The sequence below is a fragment of the Paenibacillus violae genome, from assembly GCF_032461945.1.
GTDB classification, from domain to species: Bacteria; Bacillota; Bacilli; order Paenibacillales; family NBRC-103111; genus Paenibacillus_E; species Paenibacillus_E violae.
On the sequence record NZ_JAWCUD010000009.1, the window covers coordinates 261,918 to 278,259 of the forward strand.

A 16,342-nucleotide genomic window follows, 5' to 3' on the forward strand; every position below is an offset into this window, starting at 1 on the left:
CCAAAATTAGCACGATTCTTTTTAGTTTACGGCAAATTCTTTGATCTTTTGAAACGCTTTCAAGTTCTATGGCATGATCGGAATCATCCGTTGTATGATAGAGATAATTCTTCCTACTAGGATAAATACAGGAATGGTGACGGCCATGAATCTATTGCGAAGTCCCTTCAAAACACTGCGCGGGAAAATTCTTATTTCCCTGTTTGTTCTCATCATTTTACCCGTCGTCATCATTCTTTACCGTTTCTACAATTCCTCTGAGCTTATTGTCCAGATGCAGCTCAATCAATCCAACCAAGCCGCTGTGGCGCAAAAAGCAGACATGATGAACGATCTGGCCGTTCGTATTATTAAAGCCTCCAGCCTTATTATCAACGATCCGGAAACTGAAAAATTCCTTCGAGAGCCTGCTGATTGGTCCGATAGTTACAGCTCTTTCATTAAACTGACCAGCTTGCAAAAAAAACTGTCTAACGTGAAAGACCTGCTGCTTGACAGCGATGCTTACTTAGGGCTCTATGACAACCGGGGTTATACACACACCACCTGGTCAGCGGTCACCAAGACGGATATTGCCTCCTATCGCAAGGAAAGCTGGTATCAACCCACCCTGCAGCTTGGCGGCTCTCCCTATTGGTCTGTGCCCTATACGCTGCGCACGGCGGCTGGCAGCCAAGACCTCGTTGCCATGACCAGACAAGTCAATGGCGAATATACGAGCAATTACGGTATTTTCATGATCGGGGTACCGATCCCGATATTTTTCTATAACGCGCAGGAGCTACGCCAGCAGCAGGAGTCCGGCGTCATCTCTTTTCTGTTAGACCAGGACCAGAAGCTCTTGCTCGGGGACAGTACGTCCAGTCATTTTAAAGCCTCAGAGTCACTCCAAAACATGCACAAAGACGCCAGCGGCATTCAGAAAATAACCTTGGACGGCCAGAGTTACCTCGTAAATGACGCCTATGTCCCCCAGTTGGGCTGGCGGCTGGTCCAACTAATGAACCAAAAGGATTTTGCCACACAGCTAAGCCGTGAGAAAGATAAGTCCATCGGTTGGGTCATCGCTTGGTTTTTCTTATTTGCGATCGCTTTCATTATCTTGATGCTTCGCGTGACAAGTCCTTTCAAACAGCTCGCCAAGTCGATGAACAGAGTTGGAAAAGGCGAATTTAATACGATGGTCACGATAAAAGGCGAAGATGAAATCGCCGTCCTGGGGAGTAACTTCAACAAAATGGTCAGCCATCTGCAGCATTTGATTGCAAACTTATACGATGAGGAACAGCGCAAGCAGAAGGCGCAGTTTCAAGCGCTTCAAGCACAAATTAATCCTCATTTTCTGCTGAATACGCTTAATTCCATTAAGTGGATGGCAATTCTTTCGGGCGCAGAGCACGTCAGCGAAATGATTACGAAGCTGGGCAAGCTGCTGGGCTTCACGATGCGCAATGAACAGGAGTTCGTGACGCTCCGTGAAGAACTGGATTACATACAGGTCTACCTTTCCTTGCAGGAAATTCGTTATCATGACCAAATCAAGTTCTCTTGCGATATTCCGGAATCGCTGCTCGACTGTGAAGTGTTGAAATTTACGCTTCAGCCCGCTATCGAGAATAGCATTATTCACGGCAACCACTTTCCATTAAGGATTGAGCTCCAAGCTATCGAAGTCGCCGGTAAACTTCACATCCTCCTGCAGGATAACGGTGTCGGCATGAGCTTGGAGAAAATCCAACAAGTGGAGAACGAACTCCATCAACCCCACGTCAAGTTCAGCGGGATCGGCATTCGGAATGTGAATGAAAGAATCAAGCTGCATTTCGGCGCACAATACGGCATACACATCGCCAGCTCTCCGAACGAAGGTGTTCGATTGACATTGATACTGCCACATAACAGGAGGGAGCCTCATGATGCGCATTCTGATCGTAGATGATGAGATTTTGGTACGTATTGGGTTAAAAACGATTATTCCTATGAATAACGAGGAATTCCAAGTGATCGGCGAAGCAGCGAGCGGCCTCGAAGCTTTGGCGATTCTGGAAAATCATCCTTGTGAAATCGTGCTTACGGATATCCGTATGCCGGACATGGACGGCCTGGAGCTGCTCCAAATCATCCGAGAACGCTGGCCGGCCATGAAATGCCTCATTCTATCGAATCATAGCGATTTCGCGTATGTGCAGAAGGCCCTGCGGCTTGGGGCTACGGAATACATAACGAAGCTGGAAATTCAACCTTCCGAGCTTATGCAGAAGCTTCGTGCCATTAAGGAACAGCTTCAGATTGAGAAGCAGGGCCAAACCGCCTATACAAAGCTGGAGCAAAAAGTGAATCAATACAGCAGCGAAGTAAAGGAAAAGCGGCTGCGCGAGCTCGTACTGGGCCATTCCTCCCGCAGAGAAATCGAGCAGGAATTCATTGAATTTCAACTGGAGCCTTTCCCTCCTCCTCTGTCCGCGATTGCGATTCAAATCGAATCTTATGAGGAACTAACGCATAACAACCGGTTTCAAAGCGATCGGCTTCTGACATACACAGTGAAGAATGTACTCAGCGAGATTTTAAAAAAATATAGAAATGGGGAATTGCTCGAGATCGGCGGCGGCAAATTTTGCGTGCTCATCGGCCAATTGAACCCTGCGGTCCTGCAGGAAATGCAAAACGCGGTGCACACTTTCCTCAAAATTTCCATTTCCTGCGGTGTTTCACCGCCACTAGAAGATCCTTATCTACTTCAACAAGCCTATGAGAAGGCCGATTATTCGCTTAGCTATCGGTTTTATTTCGGACGCTCATGTATCGTTGCCTATCACCAGATCCCACCTGCTGCACACCGGCTGTCGGACCCTTGGGACGAAGAGAACTTACGTAAACGAATTGATGAACAGGATGAGTCCGGACTTAGGCAGCGGTTGAAGGACTGGACGCAAGAGCTCCTGAGTAAAAAAGACGTACCGCCACTTATGCTGCGCGAAACGTGGCTCAGTCTGCTGCATATGTTTTCCCGCAGTCTTAAAGCGGATGGCAACGATATTTACTCCGTAACGCTTCACGAGAATCAATACCCGTATCATGTAATCCGGAACGCGGAAACGCTGCAGGAATTGGCGGATTGGTTCGTCGGCTGGATTCCTGTCTTCATGGATTACAAGCGGCAGCATGGCAAAGAAAAGCTGCGCCCTGAAATTCAAACCGTCATACGCATCATTACGGATCAGTACAATTTGCCCATGAAAGTAGCGGATTTGGCGTGCAAAGTCGGTTACACCGAAAATTACTTGAGCATGTTATTTAAAAAGGAAACCGGTAAAACGATCACGGATTATGTGACCAACGTTCGGATGAAAACGGCTAGAGAACTGCTCAAAAATCCCGATTACAAAATATTCGAAATCTCGGAGAAAATCGGCTACGCCGACCCGAATCATTTCAGCCGCAGCTTTAAACAACTCGAAGGTATGTATCCAACTGAATTCCGCAAATTGTATTTCGGCGGTCGATCATCATAGAATAATGCTTAATTTTGAAAGAATCGTGCGTGTCTTTTTCTGGAGGATTCCATTACGATTTAATTACCAAAAGAAAAGGGGATGAACACATGAAGAAACTCTTTGGAGTAAGTGCATCGCTCGCTCTCGCTGTAAGCGTTTTCGTAGCTGGCTGCGCAAAAACCGATGTCGCACCCGCAGCTTCCGCCACTGCAGCGCCAGCAGCAGCAGCAACGGCTGCCGCAGCTCCGACACCTGAAGCCCAGAAGCCGGTTTCACTGAAGTTTTGGGGAGGCGTACCGCCCGAAAGCGGTCCGCAAGAAGCCGTCGACAATTGGAACAAAGCGAACCCGAACATTAAGGTTGAATATATCCGTTATGTGAATGACGACCCCGGTAACTTGAAGCTTGAGACTGCTCTGCTCTCCAATACAGACGCACCGGACATTTATATGAACTACGGCGATGATAAAATGACGAAGCGCCAAGCCGCCGGCATGGCAGAACCTCTCGACGATCTGATTGCCAAAGCGGGGTTTGACGTGGAAGGGATTATCGGCAGCGCCAATATCAAGAAATTTGCAGACGGCAAATATTATTATCTGCCTGCCAACAAGAACGTCGGTGCCGTGCTTTTCAATAAAAAGGCATTAGACGAAGCCGGCGAGAAGCTGCCCACCGCCTGGACCTGGGATGACTTCAGCGCCCTTGCGGCGAAGCTCAACAAAGGCGAGCGCAAAGGCACGATGCTTGACCCCGCTTTGTCCACCTTCGGGGAAATTATCCTGCAAACCGGCAAAGCCAAAGACTCCTTCATCGCAGATGACGGCACGTCCAACTTCAACAGCCCCGCTCTGAAGAAAGGTTTGGAGCTGCAACAAAGCCTGGAGAGCAAAGGCATTATGATGAAATATTCCGAAGCCGTCGCCGGCAAAATTACAGTGCAGAACGAGCTGCTGACAGGTAAAGCGGCTATGACGCCTTCTCAAATCTATATCATCCGTTATATCAAAGATACGAAGAGCTTCCCTCACGATTTCAAAGTTGCTTTCGCTCCGTATCCGCAATTTACGGCTGGGGGCAACGTTAACCCCGGCGGCGGTATGGGTGACTATATGTCCATTAACAAAAACAGTAAAAACAAAGAAGCTGCCATGAAGTTCATTTCCTGGTACCTGCAAGAAGGCAACATGTCGATGGTTCCCGGCGGTCGTATCCCGACGAATAAAAAAGCCGATGCAGGCAAAATCGCTTCTATCCTAATCGGCGATGCCAAAGATTTGATTGATGAAGATTCCTTGAAAGCATTGCTCGCTGGAAACTACACATTCCCAACAGCTTACAATGTACCTGTCCCTACAGAGCTGAAAGCCATCTACAAGGACGAAATGGAGAAGTATTTACTCGGCGTCCAACCGATTGATAAAACGCTCGAAACGATGAAAACCCGCTCCGATACAACGATCAAAGGCGCCAAAAAATAAGTTCACGCTGCCAAGGAAGCTGTCCCCACAAGTCATTCAGTGACCTGGGGATAGCTTTTTCATAAAGGAAGCCTAACACATGAAACGAAAGGATGACTCGCCCATGAGACCATTCTGGCAAACCGCGAAATTCAGGGAGAATCTCGCCGGTTACCTGTTCATTTTACCTAATCTTACCGGGTATCTCGCATTTATTTTATTGCCCATTCTATTCAGTCTTTATCTGGTCTTTGTGGACTGGGAGTACCTCAAAGGATTCGCCGGTATCACTTGGGTTGGCTTCGATAATTTCAAAGCGCTGCCAAGTGATCCGAAATTTCTTAAATCGCTGCAAAATAATACCGTGTTTACCTTAGTCAGCGTACCCGCTTCCATCGTAATCGGCTTGTTCATGGCCGTTATTCTAAACAAATATGTGTTTTTCAAAAATACGATGCGGCTGCTGATTTTTTTACCTTACGTCTCTTCCCTTGTTGCCGTCTCCGTCATATGGAGCATCATGTACCGTGCAACGAACGGACCCATCAACCAATTCCTGTTATCGATCGGTATCGAACATCCGCCAGGCTGGCTATCAAGTCCGAAATCCGCGCTTTTTACCATTATTATCATGTCCGTATGGGTCACCATCGGTTATGCCATGGTCATTTACTTGGCAGGCCTACAAGGCATTTCTAAAGATTTGTACGAAGCGGCCGAGATTGACGGCGCCTCAAAGATGCGGCAATTTTTCCAAATCACCGTCCCCATGCTAACACCGACCACATTTCTCATTGCCATTACGCTCATCATTTGGTCCTTCCAAGTGTTCGGTCCAGTCGCCGTTATGACGCAAGGAGGTCCGATTGATTCAACGATGGTGCTGTCCTATCACATCTATCTGCTTGCTTTCCGTTTCTATAAAATGGGCTATGCGGCTGCGGTGTCGTGGGTGCTGTTCACCATTATCTTCATCATTACGCTCATTCAGTGGCAAAGCCAAAAGCGTTGGCAGGATCACTTTTAGGAAGAAAGGAGAACTATCATGGAAATGGAAACTACCTATCCGGTGCAATCCACCCAACAAAAAACGCGAGCTAAAAACAAGCAGCTGTCTTGGGTTATCAAAGCCATCATTACCATCGTATTGGCAGCCTTCGCGCTAATCATGATACTGCCTTATATCTGGATGATTTCTACTTCTTTTAAAATCAATGGCGAAGTTTTCAAGTATCCGATTGATTGGATTCCAAAAACATGGCATTTTGAAAATTACAAGCAAGTATGGACGGGTCCTAACCCCTTTTATCTGTTCTATTTGAACTCCATTAAAATTACCGGGATTACAGTTGCTGGAAACTTACTCACGAGTGCAATGGCTGGCTATGCTTTCGCCAAAATCCGCTTCAAAGGCCGCAACTTCCTGTTCCTGCTCTACCTATCAACGATGATGATTCCAAGCCAAGTGCTTCTACTCCCGCGTTTTATCTTGTTCGATTCGATGAAACTGATTAACACGCACTATTCACTTATTTTGCCAGGTTTGTTTACAGTATTTGGCACATTTTTGATGAGACAGTTCTTCAGCACGCTGCCCAATGAATTGCTCGAAGCCGCCCGTGTAGACGGAGCCGGGTACTGGCGCACCTTCTGGCAAATTTCATTGCCGCTGATCAAACCTGCCATCGTCACCCTGCTCATTCTCTCCTTCACTTCCCATTGGAATGAATACGAAGGTCCGCTTATTTACCTCAGAGACAAACATCTCTTTACGATTCCACTGGGGTTAACCAGCTACGTCGAAGAGTTCGGGACCAATTATGTCCTTACCATGGCTGCTTCGGTATCCGCTCTGCTGCCTCTTCTCATCGTCGTAATCGTCTGTCAGAAATGGTTCGTTGAGGGCTTCGCCAGCTCAGGGTTGAAAGGGTAGCAGGCAGCGGGCAGAAGGCAACCCCCTAGGATATTCAATCAACTTGTAGATAGGATGCCTAGGGGAGCCTCATTGGATGATTTCCAATGAACTGGCTTTATTTGCAGGCTAAACATACATTTCATTGGACGAAATCCAACGAACTCCGCAGCACAAAGCCCCTATTACTGCCTTATATTCTATCTCGGCATTGGATTTCATCCAATGAAATTGCCGTTTCAGCAGCCAAAACCATACTTTCATTGGATTACGTCCAACGACGTGCCAATCCAAACGCGCTATCCTCATCCTTTCACCTTACTTCGAAGTCGAATCCGCTCTTTTTACCCATATACCCTTATCTCCACCACTTCCGCGCTCGGACTCCCATTCGTCGACTCGACGATCAATCGCAATTGCGCAGCAGAAACGCAGCTTGCCAACTCATGTCTTCGCGTCCTTTTCCGGTTGTTCGTCTCCCGCAGCAGAACGACCCACGTCCCGTCCACGCAAGCCTCAATCCGGTAGTCTTTCACCAATTCCGGCATGACGTCAAAGGACGTCCTGAACGCGTGCAAATTGATCAGATCCTGATTCACATTGTCATTGAAAGTCACCTGCACCCGCTTCATCTCCTTCGGCTCCTCCCATGCCAGCTCAAGCCACTCTTCCCTGCCTGCTGCCATCGGCTCCGACATCCACAGATGCGGAGTGCCGTAAGGACGCAGATAGCCGTCCGTCACACGCTCAGCCGAGAAAGCCGTTGACGCTTCCGGTGATCGGAAGCAGATCGGCTTGCGGTCTAAGCCGCCTTTCATGCTCCACAGCACAACCGGCTGCTCCGGCTGATGATCCTCCAGCTTCGGATCAACAATCGGCTTCGCGCCCTTTACGAAAGCGATCGTCCCTGTTACCGGCTCATTTGCATGGTAAACAGTCACGTTCTCGTTCGCTTTGACAATGACGAACGCGTTCTGCTCCACCTCCGGCTCCCAGCGTAGATCAAAACCCACCCACTGGCGCTCACCTGTCGCAACACGGGCTGATACAGCCGCAATCAAGCTCTTCGGCACATAGTTCTCAGCGCGTCCCGTATCCCACAGCTCCACGGTCATCGTCGTAGCCTCCGAGACATCCGTCAGAAGCTCGAAGCCCCGCAGCGCTGGAGCTACCGGGAATACCACAGCCACGTCCGTGTGCAAGCGTCTGGGCTCCACAGCCCGCTCCACGCCCACCTGGCGTAATGTACTCGACGCCGTTACCTGGGCCCTGCGGGCCAGATCCGCTTCATCTTCGCTGCGCAGGCCAATGATCGAAGCATCCTGACGCAGCAACGTCATCTGCAGCTCCTTCAGATGCTTCTGATGCAGCTCGCGGGGCATCACTTGCTTTTGCACGCACAGGGCCGCCCCCGTCCCTGCCGCCTCTCCAATGACGGCGCACGTGGCCATGACCCGCGTCGTCCCGAACGCAACATGCGAAGCGCTGATATTGCGTCCCGCCATCAACAGATTGCTGACATTCACCGAGTACAGTGAACGAAACGGAATATGGTAGATGCCGTCGGCATGCAAGTGCTTAGAGCCGCTTTCCTTCGCGTACATTCCCTGCGGAGGATGCAAATCAATCGACCACCCGCCGAAGGCGATACGATCCTCAAAAGGCGTCTGCGCCATAATGTCGTTTTGAGTCAGGACATAATCGCCGACAAATCGCCGGTACTCCCTTTTTCCGGGCAAAGCACCGACCCACTCAAGCGTCATCTGCTGCGCTTCGAAGTTGCCGGAGTTTTTAATATAATCCCAAATTCCGTAGATGACGGACCATAGCTCATCACGAATCTTTTCATTTTCATGCACAGTGTCCAGCTCGCCGCCCCACTCAATCCACCAATAATGACAGCCCGAATCTCCACTGCGTATAACTCTTTTGATCGGTATCGATGTCTTCGTAATATCTTTGGCAAAGCTCGGAGGATGGAATTTAACGGGATGGCCCACATCTTTCGTGTAAAATAAAATCGTGCTGCCCAGCGTGATCCCATCCGCCACCTCCGGCGCCCAATCCTCGCCATGCTCCGCTCTCGCTTCACGTCCAATCCGGTACTTCGCACCAGCCAGAAACCCGATGAGCCCATCCCCTGTGCAATCCAGAAATACTTCGCTTTCGAAACGGATTTTTCGCTCAGAACCCATCATCCAACCTGTAACACTGCGGATCATCCGATGATCCTCTTCGCCATCAGCCTCCACCTCATGAACGTCCGTGTTGAGAAAAAGCTGAATACGGCACTCTGCGCGCACCGCTTCGAGCACCGTCAAATCCCATAAATACGGATTGCCGTCCATATTCTGAAACTGGTTTTCGACGAACAGCTCCCCCATAATGCCAGTTTCCCGCGCATAGCGGTTGACTCCGTGCCCTGTCGCGCCGCAGACCCAAACACGCACCTCGCTGGAGGAGTTTCCGCCTAATACAGGCCGATTCTGGATGAGCGCTACCGTTTGCCCAAGCCTTGCCGCAGCAATGGCTGCACACACACCGGATAACCCGCCGCCAATAACGGAAATATCCGTTTTTACCCGTTCCTCTTTCATTTACCTTTCCCCCTCAACGCTTGCTTATGTCCTCATTTTAATGTATAGTAAGCGCTTTACTCCATGCACGACTGCAACATAAACTTATACAAAATTTCATTCCTATCTATCTTGCTTCTACGGTTTCGTATATGCTAGTCATGTGGGACAAATTGGCAGAAGTGAGGGGCAAATCGTGCGAGTACGCGATATAACAAACACGAAACCGGAAGTGATCAGCCATGTCTACTGGAAGGAGAAAGCCGCCTTTCAAGTTCAAGTGGACATCAACGACTTCTGGGTGGTATTTGGCGTGGAAGATGGCAGTTTCACTTATAGCATCGGTCCGCACGAAGGTACGGCTTCGTTCGGTGATCTCGTGTTTTGTCCGCCTGGCGTTGCTTTTCAGAGAGAAATGGTCCATCCCTTGTCTTTTCACGTGTTTTTGCTGCGATGGGTACATGAAGAGGACGGTGCCTTGCTTACGGAGGACAACATCCCTGCCGGCAAAGTAACCGTCCATGATCTGCATCGGCTGACATCCACTTATACGTATTTACGGAAGTGGACGGAGCTTCATACAGAGGCCTCCACTGCTTTACGTCATCACTTTGTGACGGATATCTGGATGCAGGTTGTGGAAGAATGGCAGTCAGATTCTCGCACACCTTCGGGTGAGGACATCCTTGTGCAGAAAGCTATTGCCTACATGCTGGAGCATGCAGCGTCCTCGTTCAATTTGAAACAGCTCGCCATGGAGCTAGGGCTGACACAGGTGCAGTTTACGCGGAGATTCAAAAAAACGACCGGCATGGCGCCGCTGGATTACCTCACTTCTTTGAGATTGCAGAAGGTACAGAAACTTTTGCTCGATAGCGACTTGACGCTGCAGCAAATTGCGGGAAGATGCGGGTTCGAGAATGAATTCTACTTGAGCCGCGTGTTTAAAAAGCGCATGCGCATTACGCCTTCGCATTACCGGAAGCTGCATCGGTTATGAACCCTTTTTAGCGGAAACAATGGAAGTAAAGAGAGAGGTGTGATCTCATTGAACGTTCTTCTTTTCGGAGCCACCGGCATGGTAGGGCAATCTGTGCTGCGGGAATGTCTCCTTGATACTCGGATCAAGCGCGTAGTAACCATCGGGCGGAATGCGACTGGCCAACAGCACCCGAAACTCAACGAGCTCGTGCACGTGAATTTGCTGGATCTGTCAGCCTTGGAGGGCAAACTGTCCGGATTTGATGCTTGCTTTTTCTGCCTTGGCGTCTCTTCTGCGGGTATGAGCGAGGAGAAATATAAAGCGATAACGTACGATTTAACGATGAGTGTGGCAAAAACGTTAGTGAGGCTGAACCCCGCCATGACGTTCACCTATGTGACTGGAGCCGGTACGGATAGCTCTGAGCGAGGGCGCAGCATGTGGGCGCGGATCAAAGGCAAAACAGAAAATGACCTGCTCAAACTGCCTTTTACAGCGGCGTATATGTTCAGACCTGGTGGCATTCTGCCTCTGCATGGCGTCAGATCCAAAACGAAGCTCTATCAGGCCGTTTATACGGTCATGAAACCTTTTTACCCGATGCTGGAAAAATGGTTCCCGAATTCGGTCACGACCTCGGAAAAGGTTGGCCGCGCCATGATTGAAGTGGCTATTAACGGCTATCCCAAGCCGATCATTGAGAGCAGTGATTTGAATCAGTTCTAACTCGCAAAAGAAAAAGGACTCCTCGCGGAGTCCTTTTCGACGGTGACAAATTGATGGTACTTTTGCCTTGAAACCTACTTCGCTCGGTAACTACCTCATCACATTCCTGCAGTTTTTGACTACATTAATGGCCTGCGGCACATCTCCTCGCTTTACGGTAGATTCAACAACAACTTCCCTGGTATTTCGTCTACATAATATGCGACACAACACCTCTCTGAATCACCGTCGAAAATTAGTATGTCCGATCTCCACTATCTTATACAGAACACCTCAAAATGATTTGACGAATATATATGCTAAGAATATAATTGCTATAGCAACTAATTTTCGAGAAGAGGTTTGTGTTATGCAGATGGATCATTCCCTGGGGTTTATTCTGAATCATGCCGGGCGCCGAATGACACAGCTTTTGGGCTCTCAATTTCAGCCATACGATATGACGACGGAACAGTGGGTCGTGCTTCATCGTCTGGCCTGCGAGGACGGGATTACCCAGAAACTGCTCGCTACTCGAGCGGAGAAGGATCAGACGAATATTACCCGAATACTCGACCAATTGGAGCGCAAAGGGATGATTGAGCGCCGCGCTAATGAACAGGATCGCCGATCCTTTCTAACGTTCATTACGGAACAGGGCAGAGCTATGAACGACATCCTCACCCCGATTGAGCAGAAGGTCATCGCTTCACTGCTCAGCAGCTTCACGGAGGAACAGGCTGCCCTGCTCAAGTCGCTGCTCATTCAAATCACCCAAGAAGCCAATGCACGCATTAAGGAAGTGGAGGAATCACAGTGAATACCGAGACCGATCAGAAATTGTGGAATCGCGATTTTGTAGCTGTATGTCTCAGCAGCTTTTTTTTATTCATGACGTTTTATATTCTAGCCGTAACGTTACCTATCTTTGTCACCGATACGTTGCATGCCGGGCAGCAGCAAATTGGTCTGGTGATGACCGTCTTTATTATTTCAACCGTTATTTTACGTCCATTAACCGGCAAATGGATGGACGAATGGAATCGGAAGAAGATCATCTCCTTCTCCCTTGTCCTGTTTATGATTTGCACCGCGATGTATCCGTTTATTCATCAGTATGGTGTCTTGCTAGGCGTACGGTTTCTTCATGGCATCGGCTTTGGGATGGCTACCACAGCCGCTGGGGCTGTCGCCATTGATCTTGTGCCGGATCGACGCAAAGGCGAGGGCATCGGCTATTTCAGTCTTTTCATGAGCCTGGCGATGGTTGTAGGACCGTTTCTCGGTTTAACGATTATGCAGTCTAACAATAATGCGCTGCTGTTTGGCGTCTGTATCGTGTTCGCCGTTCTTTCCCTTATGTTCGGGTTATCCCTCCGTATTCCGAAGCGCGTTGTACAGGCATCCGTGAAGCCGGAAAAGGGCTGGAGAAAATTCATCGAGCCGCGCGCGATCCCGATTTCCCTGACAGGCAGCGTACTCGCCTTCTCCTATGGCGCCATCACCACGTTCCTGTCCGTTTACGCAAAATCGAACGGATTGGAGAAATACGCAAGCTACTTCTTCATGGTGTTTGCTTTGATGATTGTCATTTCCAGGCCGTTTACGGGCAAATGGTTCGATCGTTCAGGACCTAACGGCTTAGTTTACCCAGGCGTTGTTTTGTTCACGCTGGGGATGATTAGCCTCAGCCTGACATCGTCCCCCGTGCCCTTTTTAGTGGCCGGCGGACTGCTGGGACTTGGCTTCGGCGCCATGCTGCCGAGCTTTCAAACCATCGCGATCCAAGCGGCGCCCGTGCACCGCAGAGGACTTGCCACCGGCACGTATTTCTTGCTCTTCGATACCGGCTATGGCATCGGCTCGTATGTGCTTGGCCTCGTCGCATCCAAAACAGACTATCATACGATGTACTTCGTGGCCGGCATCGTTGTTGCATGTTCGTCACTGCTGTATTACGGGCTGCATCACCGGAAATCGAGTGTCGCCCTGAAGTCCGGTCCAGCGGCTTCGATGAAATAAGCAAACGCCGTTTCTCACTAACACTTCTGAGTGGTAGGGAGGGACGGCGTTTTTATCATTTTCACAGGAAGTTACAGGGAATAGCAATTGACATTAAATTGGCGGAGTGATATAAAAATAATGTGTAGCACTCAAGTAGAGAGAGTGCTAATATTGAACTATTGTTACATATCGAAAGGAGATTTATCCGTGGAAAAGAAACAGTTTCAGGCTGAGTCCAAAAGACTATTAGAAATGATGATTAACTCCATTTACACGCAAAGAGAAATCTTCTTGAGAGAGCTCATCTCCAATTCCAGCGATGCCATTGATAAAATTTACTACAAAGCACTCACAGACGACTCATTGGTATTTGATAAAGACAATTACTTTATCAAAGTCATTGCAGACAAAACGAACAGAACATTAACGATCCGCGATACCGGTATCGGGATGACAAAAGAAGATTTGGAGAACAATTTAGGGATCATCGCGAAAAGCGGTTCTCTTGCGTTCAAAAAAGAAAACGAAGCCAAAGACGGCCACAATATCATCGGCCAATTCGGCGTAGGCTTCTACTCCGCGTTCATGGTAGCTGATGTTGTTACGGTGACAAGTAGAGCTCTTGGCAGCGACACGGCTTACAAATGGGAATCCACTGGCGCTGACGGTTATACCATCGAAACAGCCGAGAAAGATTCCATTGGTACAGAAATCGTACTGCAAATCAAAGCGAATACCGAAGATGACAACTACGACGAATATTTGGACGAGTACCGCCTGAAAGCGATCATCAAAAAATATTCCGACTTCATTCGTTATCCGATCAAAATGGACGTTGCCGGCAAAAGACTTAAAGAAGGCACGGAAAATGAATTCGAGGATTATCAAGAAGAGCAGCAGCTCAACAGCATGGTGCCTATCTGGAGAAAAAACAAAAGCGAGCTAACGCCTGAGGATTATGAGAAGTTCTATCATGAGAAGCATTACGGCTTCGATAAGCCGCTTAAGCATATTCATGTTAGCGCGGACGGAGCTGTTGTCTACCAAGCGATCCTCTTTGTTCCGGAAAGCATGCCTTTCGACTACTATTCCAAGGAATATGAAAAAGGCTTGGAGCTATACGCCAATGGCGTTTTGATCATGAACAAATGCGCGGACCTGCTGCCCGACTATTTCAGCTTCGTGAAAGGGATGGTCGATTCCGAAAGCTTGTCTCTGAACATTTCCAGAGAGATGCTGCAGCATGATCGTCAATTAAAGTTGATTGCCAAAAACATTCAGAGCAAAATCAAAGGCCAACTTCAATCCATGTTGAAGGATGAGAGAGAGAAATACGAGACCTTCTACAAAGCGTTTGGCCGTCAGCTCAAATTCGGCGTCTACAGCGACTACGGCACCCATAAAGACGTTCTGCAGGACTTGTTGATGTTCCACTCCTCCAAAGAGAAGAAGCTCGTTACACTCGACGAATACATCGCGAGAATGCCGGAAGATCAGAAGTACATTTACTATGCATCCGGGGAGTCTATGGAGCGCATCGATAAGCTTCCGCAAACGGAGCTTGTTACGGATAAAGGCTATGAAATCTTGTATTTCACAGACGATATCGATGAATTCGCAATCAAAATGATCATGACTTACAAGGAAAAAGAATTCAAATCGGTTTCCAGCGGCGATCTCGGCATTGAAGCTGATGATAAATCCGAAACCGAAGCGGACAAAAACGATAACAAAGAGCTTTTCGACTACATGACCAGCTTATTGTCCGGTAAAGTTACGAACGTCAAAGCATCCAAACGACTCAAGAAGCATCCGGTTTGCCTGTCTACAGACGGTGACGTAACCATCGAGATGGAAAAAATCTTGAATGCGATGCCGAATAATCCGAATGTGAAAGCTGAAAAAGTTCTTGAAATCAACATGAACCATGAAGTGTTCGGCTCGTTGAAGGACGCTTTCGAAAAAGACAAAGAGAAACTGAACCTTTACACGGCCCTCTTGTACAACCAAGCACTCCTCATCGAAGGCTTGCCGCTTCAAGACCCGGTTGAGTTCACGAATGACATCTGTAAAATTATGGTGTAAATCTTTCGCCATAATCAAGAGCACTGCCGCCGCTATGGTTGCAGTGCTCTTTCTTGTAATCAGGAATGCTCATCAAGCCTGATCATCGGCTGCGCGGCTCTATCCTCACTCCGATTATTTGCCTCCATATTCGAATACACATAAGCCAATAATCGATCTTGATCAATTCCTAAGGAGCTAGCTACCTTCATAATATCTAATTCATAAGAAAAACCTGGAATTTGATTGGATTTGACGGACATATGCTTCAACCATCCTTCGAATAGATGTAATAATTGGAAATAATGTGATATAGTTTTCTTACAAGCATTAATCGGCACGACAAAGGCAAAACCACTGAAAAGTGGTGACGCAAAGCTATAGGGGCTAATTTGGACTAATTTCCATGTCCAAAATGTCAGCCAGCTGCCAAGACCGCCTCCGTCCGATTAATGTAGAAATGACTAGGAGGAGCTGAAAAGGATGGAGAAAATTGTGTTGAATGGAAACATGAGCTTGGATGTGGAGCACTTGATTGCTAACCTGCATCTACCGGAAAGTGATATTTTGAACATGTTCTCCTTTAAGTTTAATAACAACCTGCTGTCCCACGAAGAATCCATTCGGTTTATTCAATTTCTTAGGAGTGAACTGGACAAACGTACCCAATAACAGAATTATGCACGAACGCCCACAAAAATGCAGTCGGTTGGTGTCTATAGCATTATTTTTTTTAAAATCGAAAGAAATCGCGCCATAATAGCTTTTTAAGAATAAACACAGCAAAAAGACAACGGGAATCCCGCTGTCTTTTTCTTATTTTTTGTCAGATTTAAGGTTTAAAGTTTAGTGGATTTTCATACGCTAACATCCAATAATTTCCAAATACACAACATATACTATACTAGATTACTAGATTAGTCCTTGAGTTGAGGATAGAAAGGGAGAATGACGATGAGTTCAGGCTTGATTACCTTGCATTTGACTGCAACCATCACGGTTTCGGGGACCATATTAACAATGCCCTTACGATTGGCGTTACGGTCGTCTTGGAGACGCTCTCCTTTACGGCTACCTCTTCTTCTACTTCAACGACAAATAATTTAGTAGTCACTACGGTTATTCACTCTATCTAACAAATA

14 protein-coding genes and 1 riboswitch are annotated in these 16,342 nt (G+C 47.9%); of the genes, 12 read left to right on the forward strand and 2 right to left on the reverse strand.

Annotation, left to right across the window (positions count from 1 at the left end; all coding sequences use genetic code 11):
• Positions 1-145: 145 nt before the first annotated feature.
• The 5 genes from RQP52_RS24390 (at position 146) to RQP52_RS24410 (ending at position 6,890) form a co-directional block, all read left to right on the forward strand.
• Positions 146-1,939, forward strand: coding sequence for a cache domain-containing sensor histidine kinase (locus RQP52_RS24390; protein WP_315954250.1), 1,794 nt, complete (start codon positions 146-148; stop codon positions 1,937-1,939).
• Complete coding sequence (locus tag RQP52_RS24395) at positions 1,914-3,515, forward strand: response regulator transcription factor (protein WP_315954251.1); 1,602 nt, start codon at positions 1,914-1,916, stop codon at positions 3,513-3,515. Before RQP52_RS24390 ends, RQP52_RS24395 begins: the two co-directional genes overlap by 26 nt.
• An 89-nt stretch (positions 3,516-3,604) precedes the next feature.
• Entirely contained in the window at positions 3,605-4,978 is a 1,374-nt protein-coding gene (locus RQP52_RS24400) for an ABC transporter substrate-binding protein (RefSeq protein ID WP_315954252.1), read from the forward strand.
• Between the two features lie 79 nt (positions 4,979-5,057).
• Positions 5,058-5,984: a carbohydrate ABC transporter permease gene (locus tag RQP52_RS24405; protein WP_315954253.1), complete on the forward strand. Its 927-nt coding sequence runs from the start codon at positions 5,058-5,060 to the stop codon at positions 5,982-5,984.
• Between the two features lie 18 nt (positions 5,985-6,002).
• Complete coding sequence (locus RQP52_RS24410; RefSeq protein WP_315954254.1) at positions 6,003-6,890, forward strand: carbohydrate ABC transporter permease; 888 nt, start codon at positions 6,003-6,005, stop codon at positions 6,888-6,890.
• A gap of 323 nt (positions 6,891-7,213) precedes the next feature.
• Here the strand turns inward: RQP52_RS24410 and RQP52_RS24415 are convergent, their stop codons facing one another.
• Positions 7,214-9,466, reverse strand: a complete 2,253-nt coding sequence (locus RQP52_RS24415; protein WP_315954255.1) for an FAD-dependent oxidoreductase — start codon at positions 9,464-9,466, stop codon at positions 7,214-7,216.
• Between the two features lie 175 nt (positions 9,467-9,641).
• On the opposite strand from RQP52_RS24415, the gene RQP52_RS24420 reads away from it, so the two are divergent.
• The 5 genes from RQP52_RS24420 (at position 9,642) to htpG (ending at position 15,221) form a co-directional block, all read left to right on the forward strand.
• On the forward strand, positions 9,642-10,445 hold the full coding sequence (locus RQP52_RS24420; protein WP_315954256.1) for an AraC family transcriptional regulator: 804 nt from the start codon (positions 9,642-9,644) through the stop codon (positions 10,443-10,445).
• Between the two features lie 48 nt (positions 10,446-10,493).
• Positions 10,494-11,153 carry an NAD-dependent epimerase/dehydratase family protein gene (locus tag RQP52_RS24425; RefSeq protein ID WP_315954257.1) on the forward strand — a complete coding sequence of 220 codons (660 nt, stop codon included), beginning with the start codon at positions 10,494-10,496 and terminating at the stop codon, positions 11,151-11,153.
• A 349-nt stretch (positions 11,154-11,502) separates the two neighbouring features.
• A complete protein-coding gene (locus tag RQP52_RS24430) occupies positions 11,503-11,952 on the forward strand; it encodes a MarR family winged helix-turn-helix transcriptional regulator (RefSeq protein ID WP_315954258.1) in 450 nt (149 codons plus the stop codon).
• Positions 11,949-13,154: an MFS transporter gene (locus tag RQP52_RS24435; RefSeq protein WP_315954259.1), complete on the forward strand. Its 1,206-nt coding sequence runs from the start codon at positions 11,949-11,951 to the stop codon at positions 13,152-13,154. Before RQP52_RS24430 ends, RQP52_RS24435 begins: the two co-directional genes overlap by 4 nt.
• Positions 13,155-13,343: 189 nt before the next feature.
• Positions 13,344-15,221, forward strand: coding sequence for a molecular chaperone HtpG (gene htpG / locus RQP52_RS24440; RefSeq protein ID WP_315954260.1), 1,878 nt, complete (start codon positions 13,344-13,346; stop codon positions 15,219-15,221).
• A 59-nt stretch (positions 15,222-15,280) separates the two neighbouring features.
• Here htpG and RQP52_RS24445 read toward each other — a convergent pair whose 3' ends face one another.
• Entirely contained in the window at positions 15,281-15,463 is a 183-nt protein-coding gene (locus tag RQP52_RS24445) for a hypothetical protein (RefSeq protein ID WP_315954261.1), read from the reverse strand.
• A 74-nt stretch (positions 15,464-15,537) separates the two neighbouring features.
• A riboswitch (cyclic di-GMP riboswitch) is annotated at positions 15,538-15,634 on the forward strand.
• Between the two features lie 49 nt (positions 15,635-15,683).
• On the opposite strand from RQP52_RS24445, the gene RQP52_RS24450 reads away from it, so the two are divergent.
• Both RQP52_RS24450 and RQP52_RS24455 read left to right on the forward strand, forming a co-directional pair.
• Positions 15,684-15,872 (forward strand): hypothetical protein, encoded by a 189-nt coding sequence (locus RQP52_RS24450; RefSeq protein ID WP_315954262.1) that lies wholly within the window; start codon positions 15,684-15,686, stop codon positions 15,870-15,872.
• A gap of 257 nt (positions 15,873-16,129) precedes the next feature.
• Complete coding sequence (locus RQP52_RS24455) at positions 16,130-16,336, forward strand: hypothetical protein (protein WP_315954263.1); 207 nt, start codon at positions 16,130-16,132, stop codon at positions 16,334-16,336.
• Positions 16,337-16,342 lie beyond the last annotated feature (6 nt).

What these genes read in the sequence shown, in the direction of transcription:
- RQP52_RS24405 (WP_315954253.1), top strand. Translation starts at nt 5,058, where the DNA reads ATGAAACGAAAGGATGACTCGCCCATGAGACCATTCTGGCAAACCGCG.
- RQP52_RS24390 (WP_315954250.1), top strand. Translation starts at nt 146, where the DNA reads ATGAATCTATTGCGAAGTCCCTTCAAAACACTGCGCGGGAAAATTCTT.
- RQP52_RS24400 (WP_315954252.1), top strand. Translation starts at nt 3,605, where the DNA reads ATGAAGAAACTCTTTGGAGTAAGTGCATCGCTCGCTCTCGCTGTAAGC.
- RQP52_RS24450 (WP_315954262.1), top strand. Translation starts at nt 15,684, where the DNA reads ATGGAGAAAATTGTGTTGAATGGAAACATGAGCTTGGATGTGGAGCAC.
- RQP52_RS24395 (WP_315954251.1), top strand. Translation starts at nt 1,914, where the DNA reads ATGATGCGCATTCTGATCGTAGATGATGAGATTTTGGTACGTATTGGG.
- RQP52_RS24430 (WP_315954258.1), top strand. Translation starts at nt 11,503, where the DNA reads ATGCAGATGGATCATTCCCTGGGGTTTATTCTGAATCATGCCGGGCGC.
- RQP52_RS24410 (WP_315954254.1), top strand. Translation starts at nt 6,003, where the DNA reads ATGGAAATGGAAACTACCTATCCGGTGCAATCCACCCAACAAAAAACG.
- RQP52_RS24415 (WP_315954255.1), bottom strand. Translation starts at nt 9,466, where the DNA reads ATGAAAGAGGAACGGGTAAAAACGGATATTTCCGTTATTGGCGGCGGG.
- RQP52_RS24445 (WP_315954261.1), bottom strand. Translation starts at nt 15,463, where the DNA reads ATGTCCGTCAAATCCAATCAAATTCCAGGTTTTTCTTATGAATTAGAT.